This window comes from Paenibacillus sp. (assembly GCF_035645235.1).
Taxonomy (GTDB): Bacteria; Bacillota; Bacilli; order Paenibacillales; family YIM-B00363; genus Paenibacillus_AE.
On record NZ_DASQMZ010000194.1, the window covers coordinates 1 to 13876 of the forward strand.

Consider the following 13876-nt stretch of genomic DNA (forward strand, 5'->3'; position numbering starts at 1 on the left):
ATTACGGATCGTCCGGCGGGCTGCAGGACGAGGTCAACCGCCGTGTCGCGGCGCTCGGCGCGTCGCTCGGCGGCGATCCGACCGGCTTCCACCCGGAGGCGAAGCGCATCGTGCTGTCGGCGCTGTGCGCGGAGCGCGGCGTCCGCGTCATGCTCGGGACCGTGCTGACCGAGGCGATCGTGGAGCGCGGCGCCGTGCGCGGCGCCCGGACGGTCGGTCATGACGGGACGCTGCGGGACATTCGAGCGCATACGACCGTCGACTGCACGGGGAACGGCGCGCTGGTGCGGCTGGCCGGCGGCGCGATGCGTCACGGCCGCGAGCGGGACGGCGCGTACCATAACTACTCCCTCGTGCCGAAGCGGGTGAAGGACGGGCAGCTCGGCTACGACAACCTGGATGCGGGTTGGGTGGATCCCTACGATCCCCGGGATGTCTCGCGAGCCTTCCTCCGGGGAAGGGAATGGATTTGGGAGGCGTATGCGGAAGGCTTGCGCTACTTCGCCGTCTCTCCGCATCTCGGGCTTCGGGAAGGCGGGCTGATCGAGGGCGACGCGACGATCGGCATCGCCGATTACATCGAGGACCGGCCGAGGCGCGACGTCGTGGCGCGAAGCTATTCGCACCTCGACAATCACGGCTTCGACACCGGCAACGAGAGCGACTTCAGCCAGGTGTGGATCGGCGCGATGGGCTTGTTCGCCAAGGGCTTGTGGTGCGACGTGCCTTACGGCAGCTTGCTTCCGAAAGGGCTGGACGGCGTGCTGGTCGGCTGCCGCGCGTTGTCCGTCGACCGCGACGTCTCGATGGGCGTGCGCATGCAGCGGGATTTGCACAAGACGGGCGAGGCGGCCGGCGTCGCCGCCGCGATGAGCGCGCGGTTGGGTTGCTCGCCGAGGGAGCTGGACGTCGAGGCGCTGCAGCGGCGGCTGGTCGACCGAGGGGTGCTTCGCCCGGAGGATGTGACGCGCAGCGAGTCGAGCAATCTCCGCTTCCGCCAAGGCGCGTTGGCCGGGATAGCCGTTCCGCGCGAGGCGGTCGGCGCTTATGCGGAACCGCTCGTCGACTATTTGGGGACGGACGAGCGGTGGAAGGCGGTGTGGCTGCTCCATACGGCCGCGGACGACGAGGCGGTTCGGGACGGGCTGCGCCGGGCGCTCCGGCACCCGGAGACGGAGGTGCGGTTCTGCGCGGCGATCGCGCTGACGTTGGCCGGCAAGCTAGACGCCGTGCCGGAGCTGCTGGAACGGCTGCGGTCGCGGGACGCGCAGAAGCTTAGCGGGCATGAGAAATGTATGCCGCTGTGGGTCGCCGCGGTCGCCCTGCTGCGGATGGTCGGTTCGCTTGATGCGGTCGACGAGGTGCTGCAGGCGCTGCGGGAACGTCATCCTGCGCCAGTGTACCCTGTTCTGCTGACGTATTTGGGCGATCTGGCGGATCGGCTGGACGCGGCGAAGCGGCGGGACGTCGCCGACGCCGTGAAGGACTGGCTTCATGGCGACTCGACGATCGGCGAGGATTACCTCATGCACGGCCGGCGGCAGGAGTCGCTGCGATGGAGCCTCGAGCTGCACGCCGCGCGCATTCTGCGGTCCTGCGGGGACGACGGATCGGCCGCCGGGCTGCGCGAGAAGTGGGCCGCGGATGACCGCGGGTATGTTCGCAACGCCGCGGCGAGAATGTTCGGGGAGACGCCGGCGATTGTGGGGAGAGCGGACGAGGTTTCGCCTCCCGAGGAGGTCGACGTCGCCGTATGCGGCGGCGGCGCCGCGGGCCTTGTGTGCGCGGTGCGCCTCGCCCGCCGCGGCCTGCGCGTCGCTCTCGTCGAGCCGACGGGCAATTTGCTGGTCGAGACGACGCGAGCGCGGCAGACGGATTGGTCGCTGCCGAAAGGGGCGGCGGACGGCGAAGCGGCGGAGCTGCTGCGGCGGCTGGAGGCCGCCGGCGCCCGGCGCGGAGACCGAACGGAGCCGGTGCTCGCGCAGCTCGTCGCGGACCGCTGGGTCGCCGAGAGCGGGGTGCGCGTCCGGTTCGAAGCGTGCGTGGCGCGAGCGGAACGGCGCCCGCAGGGGGACTGGGCGGTGCGCCTTGTCTACAAGAGCGGCAGTGAGACGCTTATTGCGCGGCGGCTGGTCGATTGTTCGCCCGAGGCGGCGATCCTGAGGGAGGTCGCCCCGGACTTCGTCTGGGAGGCTGGCGAATGGCAGGGGGCCGTTCTTACGGCGACGTTGCTCGGCGCGCCGCTCGAGGGGGAACGTCGGCATCGCGTAGAGGTCGGCGGCGCGGCGTACGAAACGCGGCTCCGTCCGGCTTTCTACGACGCGGAGGCATACTTAGATGTCTACTTTGAAAACGCAGCGCCCGGCGAACGCGAGGCAATCGTCGGAGCCGTCTTCGCCGCGCTTCGTTCGTCCGGCAAGCTGCCGGAAGGCGCGGCGCTGGCGCACTTGGCCGACGACCCCTGGACGCTGTCGCCGGGTCGCGGCGCGCTACCGGGCGTCGAGGCGGGTACGTCGTACGTTGCGGCCTGCGGCGGCGCAATCGTCGGCGTCGGAGGATGGCACCCGGCGGTGCGGGAGCGCGGCGGCGAAGCCGTCGGTCGCCTCTTGCTTGCCGGCGAAGCGGCGGCGGACGCCGTCGCAATCGGAATGGAAGGCACGAAAACTCGATAGGAGGATGATTTTTCTATGAAACGAACGAAACTCGGCGGCAGGCTCAACGCTTCGATCGTCATTGCATCGTTGCTCTTCGTTACGGCTTGCGGCGGCGGCACGGCTTCGCCGACCGACGGCGGGACGGCGGCGGAGGGTACCGCTTCCGCAGGCAAAACATCGGAGCCGACGGCGCCGGAGAAGCCGTCGGAGCCGGTGGCGATTTCCGTATTCGTCATGGGCGCCGCGGGCCTCCCGACGCCCGATAAGGACCCGATCCTGCAAAAGCTAAACGAAGAACTCCATATGGAGATGGAATTCAATGCGCCGGCGACCGATTACGAGCAGCAGCTGGGCGTCAAAATCGCGGGCGGCACGCCGCCGGATTTGTTTATCGTGAACAAGGAATCGATGGAGAAATACGCGAGTCAGGGCGTGCTGCTCGAAATCGGCAAATATCTCGATCGGATGCCGAACGTCAAGGCGAAGTGGCCGGAATCCGAATTGAACAAGGGCAAGGTCGGCGGCAAGGTGTATGCGCTTCCGAAGCGTCCGCTTATCCCGGTCAATAATACGTACTTCATCCGTCAGGACTGGCTGAATGCGTTGGGCTTGTCCGTGCCGACGACGGTCGACGAGCTGTTCGACGTGGCGAACGCCTTCACGTACAGCGATCCCGACGGCAACGGCAAGCAGGACACGTTCGGCATTACCGGGATCGGGCTGGAGGGCACTTCCCCGTTCCTGCCGATCTTCTCGGCCTACAACACGCCGGGACGCGGCCATATCGTCATTAAGGATAACGCGCCGGCGTATTCGACCGCGCAGCCGGAGTTTAAAGCCGCGTTGACCGCGATCAAGGCGTTCGTCGAAGCGAAGGTCGTCGATCCGGAATTTATGGCGAACCAGGGCACGAAGGCGGACGAGAAAGCGTACAAGGGTCTTGCGGGCATCAACTTCGCGCATTGGGCCCGTATGACGAAGCCCTCCAACGTCGAAGTGTATAAAGCGGTGAATCCGAAGGCGGAATGGACGCAGATGGATGCGCTGACCGGTCCGGGAGGCAAATACCAGGGCGTCGTGGACCAAGGCTCCGCACCGGGCTTCGTCGCCTTGCCGAGCTCTTTGGAAAATCAACCCGAGAAGCTGAACAAGGTGCTGGAGTACATCGACTACGTCTCCGGCGGCGAAGGGGAGCTGCTCGTCAACTACGGGCTGGAAGGCGTCCATTACGAAATGAAAGACGGCAAGGTGTCCGTCCTTCCGGCCAGCACCGACGTCGCATACTCGCACATTCATCAAATTACGAACCGCGACGACTATCAGTATTTACAAGTGAAATTTCCGGATCTTGAGCAATATTATAATTTCTCTATGAACCAACCGTACATTAAGGTGTATACGAGCTTCGTCACCGTTCCGCCGGAGGTAAATACAGCCGACTTGAAGAGGTACGAGGAAGCGGAGATCATTAAATTTATTTACGGCCAACGCCCGCTGGATGAATTCGACGCCTTCGTCCAGACGCTTAGGGACACATACAAGATTGACGCGCTCGTCGCCGAAGCGGATAAGAAGTTGAAGGACGTAGGGATCATTCAATAATTCCCGACAGCCATTTACGGCAGCCTCGCCGCCCCCGCGGCCGAGTGCTGCCGTTCCGCGCGTTCCGGGCGCGTACGGGAAGGGAACGCGTTATCTTGATTTCGCGCGCCGCTGTTGGTATGATGAAGTACCGATAAGGAAACGTTGCGTCCCGGAGGAGGTAGGTGCCCATGGCGAAGAAGAAGAACGACGACAAGCTGCTCGCGCAAAACCGCAAATCGTCGCATGACTACTTCATCGAGGAAACCTACGAGGCGGGGCTCGTGCTGACCGGCACCGAAATCAAGTCGCTTCGCGGCGGGAAGGCCAACATCTCGGACGCCTTCGCGACGATTCGGAACGGGGAGGCGTTCGTGCACAACATGCACATCTCGCCGTTCGAGCAGGGCAACCGGCACAATCCGAGCGATCCGACCCGGGCGCGTAAGCTGCTTTTGCATAAGAAAGAAATTACGAAGCTGCTGGGCCTTTCGAAGCAGGAGGGCTACACGATCGTACCGCTGAAGGTGTACTTGAAGAACGGCTTCGCCAAGATGCTGATCGGCCTCGGCAAGGGCAAGAAAAACTACGACAAACGCGAATCGGCGGCGAAGAAGGACGCGCAGCGCGACATCCAGCGCGCGCTGAAGGAACGCCAGAAGCTACCGCGGTAAAATACAAGATTGCAATAGAACGGTCCAAACCTCTCCCTACATATGCTTAGGAACGCCGGATGATCCGGCTTTCGAGCAGGCGTAGCGGGAGGTTTTCGCTTGCGTTTGATTCTTCAGGCTCACGCGTTTATTTTGTTCTCGATACTTTATGGGACTAAGGATATAATGGAGCCAATCCATTCCGCGTACGGGGGCTAGGTCCATGAAAATACTGATCGTGGAAGATTCGAAATTCGTGCAAAACATTACGCGCAAGCTTGTGACGGAACGATTTCCCGAGGCCGAGGTGTTGACCGCAACCAACGGGGAGGACGGGTACGCGCTGTATCGAGAGCATGCGCCGGACATCGTCTTAAGCGACTTGCTCATGCCGGGCATGAGCGGACAAGAGCTGCTTCGCGCGATTCGCGCCGACGATGCGAACACGAAGGTCATCGTGATTTCGGCGGACGTGCAGAAGGCTACCCGGGACGAGATCGAAGCGATGGGCATCTCGGGCTTCGTCAGCAAGCCGGTTACGGGGGAGCGGGCGGAGCTGCTCGCGACGTTGATCGCGGAGGCGGCGACATGCTGAACGAGATGCAAAAGGACGTGCTGACGGAGCTGGTGAACGTTTACGTCGGTCAAGCGGCGCATATGCTGTCGGAGATGGTGAGCCAGCGGATCGACCTGACGATTCCTGAGGTCGAGCTGCTGTCGATTTCGGACGTGCACCCGACGGACCGGCGGTTCACCTTTTTCTTCCGGGAAGGGCATTTGATAACGTCTTCCTTGAAATTCGGGCATGAATTCAACGGGAAGGCGTCGTTGCTCATTCCGGCCGATCAAGCCAAAATGTTGGTAAGCGTTTGCCTGGGAGAGCTTCCGCCGGAAGCGGGCGAGGGTGCTGAAAGCATGCGCCTGGTAGATACGGATCTGGACGTACTCAAGGAGATCAGCAACGTCATTCTGAACGCGATCATCGGCGAGTTCGGCAACTTCCTGGAGCTGAAGCTGGAGTATACGCTGCCGGATATCGAGCTCGTCCATGTCACCAATACGGACGAGTCCGTCTTTTTGCAGCACGACGTATACGTATTGATTTTGCACACCTCTTTCCAGCTTGCGGAGACGAAGGTAAAGGGAGTGATCATCATTGCGCTGAGCATGAACTCGATTACTACTTTGGTAAGCAAGATCGATGAGCTGCTGGAGGAAAGCTATGGATAGCTTGGTGTTCAAGGCTTGGAATAAAGCGAACGTCGGTATGATGGTCGTGGACCGAGAGCGCAGAATCGTGCTGTGGAACCATTGGCTTGAACGCTGCTCCGGCTTGCGCGCGGAGGAGGTGCTCGGCCGGCCGCTGGCCGACGTGTGTCCTCGGTTTCGCCAGAAGGCATACGAGGACATCTTGTCGAACGCGCTGTTCCGGGGGCAAAGCCGGTTCTGTTCGAGCACGCTGCATAAGTCGTTCATCTTGCCGAAGCATGCGACGGACGACGATGCCAGCAAGCAAAATATGAACGTGGAGCCTTTGACTCACGAAGGGGAGGCGTACGCGCTCATTCAGATCAGCGACATGACGAATATGTATGACCGGGTGTACAAGCTGAAAAATTTGATTCGCGAGATGGAAGTGGAGTACAGCGAAATCAAAAGCTCCGAGGAGATGAACCGGCATTTGGCGCTGCACGATTCGCTCACCGAGCTGCCGAATCGAATGTATTTCAACGAGCGGCTGACGTGGGCCGTCAATTACGCGAAGCGCAGCGGGGAGCGGCTCGCGGTCATGTTCCTGGATCTCGACGGGTTCAAGGAAGTGAACGACGCTTACGGGCACGAGATCGGGGATCGAATTTTGCAGGAAACCGCCGCGAGATTGAAAAGCTGCATTCGAAGCACGGATACGATCGCGCGCCTCGGCGGCGACGAGTTCGTCGTGCTGCTTAGCCAGCTGAAGGAGGAGCGGGACGCCGAGGTGATCGCGCGGAAATTCGTCGACGCGTTCGGGCCGGGCTTTAAGGCGAACGGCGCGGAGGTGCGGCTGTCCGTCAGCGTCGGCATCAGCCTGTATCCGCGGGACGGACGGGAGCCGACGGAGCTCGTCAACAAAGCCGATCAGGCGATGTACAAAATCAAGTCCGCCGGAAAAAACGCATTCGGCTACGTGCAATGAGCGAAGGACGCCCCGAGGGAGCGTCCTTATTTGCGTCGCTTCGCGTTCGCTCGCGCCTTTAAGGGGCCGTCTGCGGTGCGGCGGAAGGCTGCGCGTCGCAGGAGCTCTCGCTTCGAACGAAAACCAGCAGGCAAATTAAGGCGAGCGCAAGCATGGCGGCGCACACGTACAGCGCCGGCACGGCATGGGCGCCGAAGTCGGCGGCCGACCGGATCGCGGAGCCGGATTGGAAGAGAAGGGCGCCGATGGCGATGCCGAACACCCCGCCGAGCTCGCGCGTCGCATTGCTGATGCCGCTCGCTTCGCCCGCCGCGCCATGCGGCACCGCGGAGAGGACGCCGTGCGCCAGCGGCGTAAAGCTGAATCCCATGCCGGCTCCCGCCAAAACCATGAGCGGAGCCTGATACGCGAACGGGAAGTCGACGCCGTTCGCCGCGATCAGCCAGCCGAAGCCGGCGACGGCGGCGGTTTGCAGCGTCAGTCCGACGCTTAACACGCCTTTATTGCCGAGCCGCCCGATTGCAAGGCCGGCCAGGGGGGCGGCGAGCATCGTGCTGCCGGTCCACGCCATCGTGCGGACCCCGGCCTCGAGCGCCGAGTACCCTTGCGCCTGCTGAAGAAAGAGGGTAAGCAGGAAGATGGTGCCGAAGATGCCCGCATTCATCCAGAAGCCGGTAAGTACGTACGCCGCGTAAGAAGGGCGGCGGAACAGCTCGAATCGGACGAACGGCTGCCGCCGGCGGCGTTCCCAACCATAGAAGACGACGAGCAGCGCTGCGCCTCCAAGCAGCAGACCGAGCACCTTCGCCGACAGCCAGCCGTCGACGTTCCCGTGCTGAAGGCCGTAGATGAGGCCGAACAGTCCCGCGGCGAGCAGCGCGACGCCGGCCGGATCGGCGGGTCTGCGTTCGCCGTGCGATTCCGGGAGCCAACGCAAGCCGAACAAGATCGCTAGAACGCCGACCGGAACGTTCACCCAGAATATCCATTGCCACGGCGCGCCTTCGACGATGAGGCCTCCGACGAGCGGGCCGACCGACAGCCCGAGCCCGGAGATGCCGGACCAGATGCCGAGGACGGCGGCGCGCAGGCGTTCCGGGAAGGCGCCGTTCACGAGCGTGAGGCTGAGCGGCACGATCGCGGCCCCGCCGACGCCTTGCAGCGCGCGGGCGAGAATGAGCTCGATCGAGGCGCCGGCGAGGCCGGCGAGCGCGGAGCCGAGCGTAAAGACGGCGATGCCGGCCAGGAAGACGCGTTTGCGCCCGAAGCGCTCGCCGAGCGCGCTGAACGGGATGAGCAGGACGGCGAACGCGAGCGTATAAGCGTTCATAAACCATTCGAGGTCGGAGAGGCTTGCGTCGAACGAGCGTTGGATCGACGGGAGGGCGACCCCGAGCACGAGGTTGTCGAGCATGGCCATGAACAAAGCGATACAGGTGACGGCCAGCAAGCGGATGCGGGAGGGGGTAAACATGCGGTATCAACTCCTGTTTATTATTTATTAATAAATAAATTTGTAGTGCAACGGATCGCGCCGACAATTCCTGCCCGCGCGGTCCGTCGTCGAAGGCGGTGCCCGGCGCGGCGTCAATGCTCGTGAGGTTTCTTCCAGTCGAATAACTTCGGCGATTGCAGCAGTTCGGACATCGTCAGCGCCAGCCCTTGCCCGATGAACGTGCTGGCCATCATGCCCGCATTCGGCAACCCCGCCTTCTCGAACCGCTCCTTCACCCGATCGAAGACGAGTTCGAATTCCGTGCGGGTATATTCTCGAATGGCCGGCTCGGGGATCGTGAACGACGTCATCACGAGCAAAATTTCGCTGCGGTAGTCGCCCAGCAGTTCGCCGAACGCGCGCCCCATCGCCTCGGGAAGCTGTTCGGGCGGGGCGTCCGCGATCGTAAAGGCATGAAGAATGCGCTCGGCGGCTTGCTTCAGCACGGCAAGATACAATTCCTCCTTCGTACGGAAGAAGTGAAAAATGTACGGCTGCGTTACGCCGACGGCTTTCGCCACATGCGCGGTCGTCGTCTTGTAGTAGCCGGATTCCGCGAACAGCGCGGCGGCGGCGGCGAGAATTTGCTGTTTGCGCTCGGCGGCGTCTTCCTTCGGGCTCATCGATGCGTACCTTCCTCAGTCTTGTGGTATTTATTGATTAATAAATTACAAAATAAACGATGGATTGTCAACAACATATCCAGAAACATATAATAATATTATGTCGAGATGCGAAGGGGCCGCTGCACTGCATGATACGAAATATTCCTCAGACCGATCGGCTCATTTGGATTGGGCAAATTTCCAGTACGTTCGGTTTACTCATCCTCTCGCTTCGCCATGCCTGGATTCATCCTGCTTTGCATTACGAAGCGGTCGCTGCGTTGATGCTGATCGGTTTTTTGCCCTCCTTTGTGTATAAAGCGCTTCCGTCGCGCTTAGCGCCTTATGTGTTGGTGGCGAATGCGCTGTTTATCGTCTCCGCGATTTTCGTCATGCTTCAGGAATGGGCGCTCGCGGGCGTATTCGTTCTGGTGCCGGTCTTCGCGCTGCTGTTTCGGAACCGGCGCATCTACATTTTGTCCTCGTTAAGCGCCTTTGCTCTTAATATCGCGTTGTCGCTGCTGTTCCTGTTCGATACGAATAGCGAGGCCGCGGTGCAGACCGTCATTTTGCTCGATGTCCTTACGGTCTTCTTGATTTTAGTGTTTATTATCTATTTCGTCGTGAACGATCTTCGCTGGCGCGAGTCGCTCGAGGCGAAGCATCTGCAGACGGTTCTGACGCTGTCCCAGAGCGTGGAAGCGAAGGACGCCTACACGCAAGGGCATTCGGAGCGCGTCGCCCACGTGGCTCGGCTGATCGCCGAATCGCTTCCGCAGCTTTCGCCCGAACGGGCGTACAATTGCGGGCTCGTACATGACGTCGGCAAGCTGTCGATTCCGGACAGCATCCTGTTGAAGCCGGCACGGCTGACCGAGGAAGAATACGGCACGATGAAAGCCCACACGACGAGCGGCGCGAAGCTGTGCCAAAACCTGAATATGCCGGAGGAAATCGTGCTCGGGGTGCGCCACCATCACGAACGGTGGGACGGTAAAGGCTATCCCGACGGGCTCCGGGGCGAGGAAATTCCGCTCATCGGCCGCGCGCTGTGCGTCGCCGATTCGATCGACGCGATGTGCTCGAATCGGGCGTACCGCAAGGCGCTCGATCTCGAATACGTCCGGGGGGAAATCGAGAGCTGCAGCGGCGCGCAGTTCGACCCGACGATCGCGGGTATCGTGCTCGCGAAGTGGGAAGAGATCCGGGAATATTACCGGAAGTCGTTCCCGACGATCGATCGGTTAAGCTCCTGAGTCTGCCGTTAAGTAAGTTTCCGTCAAGATCGTCAGCAATTGTACGCCGACTTCGTTATGCCCGCCTTCGGGGATGATGACGTCGGCGTATTTTTTCGAGGGCTCGATGAACGCTTCATGCATCGGCTTCACCGACGATAAATATTGGTCGTGGATCGATTGAATCGTCCGGCCGCGCTCTTGGATGTCCCGCAGCACGCGCCGCAAAATGCGCACGTCGGGGTCGGTGTCGACGAATACCTTGATGTCGAGCATCGCGCGAAGGCTTTCGTCGGACAAGACGTGCAGCCCTTCGATGATGACGATTTTATTCGGCTTCAGTTCTACGGTGCGGTCCGCGTAGCGGGCATGACGGGAGAAGTCGTAGACCGGCGCGTAGGCCGGGCGGCCCGACCGGAGCTGTTCGAGATGCCGGACGAGGAGATCGTTTTCGAATGCGAAAGGGTGATCGTAGTTGATTTTCTCGCGCTCCGCGAAGCTCAGCTCCGGATTGTCCTTGTAATAGTTGTCCTGCGAGATGAACGTCACCTTGTCCGACCCGAGCCGTTCGATAACCGAGCGGGCGACGGTCGTCTTGCCGGAGCCCGTTCCCCCGGCGATCCCAATGATTAGCATAAGCTTGCTGTTACCTCCCGATAGGCGCTGTCCGCGTTTGGATTCAGGTATTGTAGCATATTGCCGGCGGGTTTTCATCATGGGGCACGCCCGGCGGCGCGTTCTTAGGCGCAAGGCTTCCCTCATATCCTAGTATTGTCATAACTTACGAATCGGCGTGTCGTTTCCGAAGGAATTGTGCCGCCTTCTCCCGAAAAGGTAATGAATATCGAACGAACGGCGTCCGGCGATTGCTTCATCGGTTCGCCCCAGGCTATCGAGACATTCACGAAGGATGTGAGCCTATGCGAAAGTATCAATGGATCAAGTGGCGGCGGCTGCTGATTCGACTGGCGGTGCTCGCCGCGGTCGGCACTTTGATTTGGGCGGGCGGTCCTCCCGTCTGGAACGGGGCGTTGACCGTGCTCTCGCTGCTGTTCCAGCTGCTGTTCGCCGTCGTCTTCATTATTATTCAGTTCGTGGCGTTGTTCTGGTTTTTGGCCAGGGGGCGGACGTACTGGATTTTACCGGGGGAGACGGGCGCGAGTTGGGACGATTACCGAGGCAACCCCGAGATCGTGGAAAACGCGGAGCGCATCGTTCAGCTGCTCAAGGGCGTGAAGGATTTCAAGCGGATGGGCGGCGAAGCCATCCGGGGTTTGCTGTTATGCGGTCCGCCCGGCACGGGCAAGTCGTACCTCGCCCAGGTGATCGCCAACGAAGCGCAGGTTCCGTTCGCGTACGCGTCGGCGCCGAGCTTCCAAAATATGTTTTTCGGCGTCGGCAACCTGAAGGTGATGCGGCTGTACGCGAAGGCTCGCAAGCTCGCGCGCATTTACGGCGCGTGCATTATTTTCATCGACGAGATCGACGCGATCGGGATGCGGCGGTCGGGCGGCGGCGGGGGCATGGGCGGCGGCTTCTTCGGCATGGGCGGCGGGGTCGGGCTGCTGAACGAGCTGCTGCTGCAGATGGATCCGCCGAATATCGACAGCTCGAGGGTGGCGAAGCTGCTCCGCTCGCTCGGCCTGCGGCGATCGAAGGCGGAGCGTCCGGCGGTGCTGACGATCGGGGCGACGAATTTGCCGGACGTGCTCGATCCGGCGCTGCTGCGGCCGGGGCGGTTCGACCGGCAGCTGTGGGTCGACGCGCCGGATTACGACGGGCGGGTGGACATTTTCCAATATTACTTAAAGAAGGTTAAGAAGGACGACACGCTGACGCCGGAGAAGGCGGCGCTCGACACGATCGGGTACAGTCCGGCGCAGATCAAGCATATCGTCAACGAGGCGGTCGTCATCGCGCATCAGCGCGGCGCGGCGGCGGCGGGCTACGAGGACTTCCGCACGGCGATGGAGACGTACGAGTGGGGGCTGAAGCAGCCGCTTCGCTCGATGAGCGACGACGAGAAGCGGAACGTCGCGTATCACGAGGCGGGCCATGCGGTGGCGCAATACTTGCTCAAGCCGCACGAACGCGTCTGGAAGGTGACGATCATTCGCCGCGGCGGCGCGCTCGGTCTCGCGGCGACGAAGCCGATGCGGGAGCGGTACAACCGGAGCGACGGCGAGATGCTCGCCCAAATCCAAGTGTGCCTTGCGGCGCGGGCGGTGGAGGAGGAATTTCTCGGGAAGAAGCTCAACGGCGTCACGTCGGACCTGCAGCAGGCGACGCAGATCGCGGGGATGTATTTAGGGCTCGTGGGTATGGGCGACGATCTGTTCAGCTTCCGGGCGGTCGGCTCGAACGCGGAGGCGATGAAGACGCTGCGCCCGAAGATCAACGAGCTGCTCAAGGAGCAGATGGCGCAGGCGAAGGCGCTCGTGCGGGAGCGGGCCGAGTTCGTCCATGCGATCGCGGAGGAGCTGCTGCGGCGCGGGGATCTGACGGGCGAGGAGATCGAGGACATCTTCGTGCGGTTGTACGGGCACGCGCGGCCGGAGCTGCCGCCGATCGTCCCGCGGGCGAGCGTCGCCGCGGCGGACGAAGCCGCGCCCGCGCAGGAGTCCGCGGAGGGCGAGTCGGCGGACGAGGGAGAGTCGGCGGACGAGGAGACGCCGGACCGCGACGATGGGGACGACGAAGGAGTCGGAGGCGGCGAAGGCGGGGACGGCAAGCAGGGGGCTCAATAGGGCATCCGCAGACAAGTGCGGCACGGCCCCCAGACGAAGATTGAACGCATGCGGCACGGCCCCCAGTAGGCAGGCGACCAAGCGCCTCCCTGGGGGCCGTGTCGGTTCAAGCGCACCGCGATGGTGCAGATATTGCACCGCCATGGTGCAAAAAGTGCTGCACGTCGGTGCAGTTGGGCAGGCGACCGAGCGCGCCGGGGAGGCCGTGGCGGATCAAGTGCACCGCGATGGTGCAGAAATTGCACCGCCATGGTGCAAAAAGTGCTGCATGGCGGTGCAGTCGGGCAGGCGACCAAGCGCGCGGGGGAGGCCGTGGCGGATCAAGCGCACCGCGATGGCGCGGAACATTCGAAATATCAGGAAGGATTTCTTTGGATGAAAAGGAAGCCGCGAGGGCACCGTAACGATTAACGGCTACGTAGAGGACGAACGCTCCCCGATTGTTAAATTTTATGCGGTTCGAAAAGGTTGTCACCCTTATTAAAATTATTTATGTGACGCTTTTCACATTTCTAATGCAGACCGGTCTGTAATGTAATAAAATATTCTCAAGGACAATATTCATCGGAGCGTCGGACGCGAGCTTCTTCGCATGTGAAGAATTTCACATTATTCGGCGAATCCGCACACAACAAGGAGTGGAAGATGGATGGAAGCAAGCGTAGCGAATAAGCAGCCAGCGGCAACGACGCAGGAGTCCGCGCTGAAGCCGGACGTGCTCGAGCAGCTG

11 protein-coding genes are annotated in these 13876 nt (G+C 61.8%); 8 read left to right on the top strand and 3 right to left on the bottom strand.

The window, feature by feature from the left end:
• From VEZ38_RS17895 to VEZ38_RS17920, 6 genes are all read left to right on the top strand, one after another.
• Positions 1-2672: FAD-dependent oxidoreductase (locus tag VEZ38_RS17895; protein ID WP_324895896.1), on the top strand; the 2672-nt coding region annotated here is incomplete at its 5' end.
• A 15-nt stretch (positions 2673-2687) separates the two neighbouring features.
• The gene (locus VEZ38_RS17900) at positions 2688-4256 is read left to right on the top strand and encodes an extracellular solute-binding protein (protein WP_324895898.1); all 1569 of its coding nucleotides are present in this window, start codon (positions 2688-2690) and stop codon (positions 4254-4256) included.
• Between the two features lie 170 nt (positions 4257-4426).
• Positions 4427-4909, top strand: coding sequence for an SsrA-binding protein SmpB (gene smpB / locus VEZ38_RS17905; RefSeq protein WP_324895900.1), 483 nt, complete (start codon positions 4427-4429; stop codon positions 4907-4909).
• A gap of 202 nt (positions 4910-5111) precedes the next feature.
• On the top strand, positions 5112-5483 hold the full coding sequence (locus VEZ38_RS17910) for a response regulator (RefSeq protein WP_324895902.1): 372 nt from the start codon (positions 5112-5114) through the stop codon (positions 5481-5483).
• Positions 5477-6118: a chemotaxis protein CheC gene (locus VEZ38_RS17915; RefSeq protein ID WP_324895904.1), complete on the top strand. Its 642-nt coding sequence runs from the start codon at positions 5477-5479 to the stop codon at positions 6116-6118. Before VEZ38_RS17910 ends, VEZ38_RS17915 begins: the two co-directional genes overlap by 7 nt.
• Positions 6111-7064 (top strand): GGDEF domain-containing protein, encoded by a 954-nt coding sequence (locus tag VEZ38_RS17920; RefSeq protein ID WP_324895906.1) that lies wholly within the window; start codon positions 6111-6113, stop codon positions 7062-7064. The genes VEZ38_RS17915 and VEZ38_RS17920 overlap by 8 nt, the downstream gene beginning before the upstream one ends.
• Positions 7065-7122: 58 nt before the next feature.
• On the opposite strand, the gene VEZ38_RS17925 is transcribed toward VEZ38_RS17920, so the two are convergent.
• The gene (locus VEZ38_RS17925) at positions 7123-8538 is read right to left on the bottom strand and encodes an MFS transporter (RefSeq protein ID WP_324895908.1); all 1416 of its coding nucleotides are present in this window, start codon (positions 8536-8538) and stop codon (positions 7123-7125) included.
• A 113-nt stretch (positions 8539-8651) separates the two neighbouring features.
• Complete coding sequence (locus VEZ38_RS17930) at positions 8652-9182, bottom strand: TetR/AcrR family transcriptional regulator (RefSeq protein ID WP_324895910.1); 531 nt, start codon at positions 9180-9182, stop codon at positions 8652-8654.
• 131 nt (positions 9183-9313) lie between these two features.
• On the opposite strand from VEZ38_RS17930, the gene VEZ38_RS17935 reads away from it, so the two are divergent.
• A complete protein-coding gene (locus VEZ38_RS17935) occupies positions 9314-10420 on the top strand; it encodes an HD-GYP domain-containing protein (protein ID WP_324895912.1) in 1107 nt (368 codons plus the stop codon).
• On the opposite strand, the gene udk is transcribed toward VEZ38_RS17935, so the two are convergent.
• A complete protein-coding gene (gene udk, locus VEZ38_RS17940; protein WP_324895915.1) occupies positions 10409-11035 on the bottom strand; it encodes a uridine kinase in 627 nt (208 codons plus the stop codon). The two genes, VEZ38_RS17935 and udk, sit on opposite strands and share 12 nt — an antisense overlap.
• Positions 11036-11319: 284 nt before the next feature.
• Here udk and VEZ38_RS17945 point away from each other — a divergent pair, with 284 nt between their 5' ends.
• Positions 11320-13146 (top strand): AAA family ATPase, encoded by a 1827-nt coding sequence (locus VEZ38_RS17945; RefSeq protein ID WP_324895917.1) that lies wholly within the window; start codon positions 11320-11322, stop codon positions 13144-13146.
• Positions 13147-13876: the final 730 nt, after the last annotated feature.

Bases quoted from the DNA above. Each gene is read 5' to 3' on its own strand.
- udk (WP_324895915.1), bottom strand. From the start codon at position 11,035: ATGCTAATCATTGGGATCGCCGGGGGAACGGGCTCCGGCAAGACGACC.
- VEZ38_RS17910 (WP_324895902.1), top strand. From the start codon at position 5,112: ATGAAAATACTGATCGTGGAAGATTCGAAATTCGTGCAAAACATTACG.
- VEZ38_RS17920 (WP_324895906.1), top strand. From the start codon at position 6,111: ATGGATAGCTTGGTGTTCAAGGCTTGGAATAAAGCGAACGTCGGTATG.
- VEZ38_RS17930 (WP_324895910.1), bottom strand. From the start codon at position 9,182: ATGAGCCCGAAGGAAGACGCCGCCGAGCGCAAACAGCAAATTCTCGCC.
- VEZ38_RS17925 (WP_324895908.1), bottom strand. From the start codon at position 8,538: ATGTTTACCCCCTCCCGCATCCGCTTGCTGGCCGTCACCTGTATCGCT.
- VEZ38_RS17900 (WP_324895898.1), top strand. From the start codon at position 2,688: ATGAAACGAACGAAACTCGGCGGCAGGCTCAACGCTTCGATCGTCATT.
- VEZ38_RS17945 (WP_324895917.1), top strand. From the start codon at position 11,320: ATGCGAAAGTATCAATGGATCAAGTGGCGGCGGCTGCTGATTCGACTG.
- smpB (WP_324895900.1), top strand. From the start codon at position 4,427: ATGGCGAAGAAGAAGAACGACGACAAGCTGCTCGCGCAAAACCGCAAA.
- VEZ38_RS17935 (WP_324895912.1), top strand. From the start codon at position 9,314: ATGATACGAAATATTCCTCAGACCGATCGGCTCATTTGGATTGGGCAA.
- VEZ38_RS17915 (WP_324895904.1), top strand. From the start codon at position 5,477: ATGCTGAACGAGATGCAAAAGGACGTGCTGACGGAGCTGGTGAACGTT.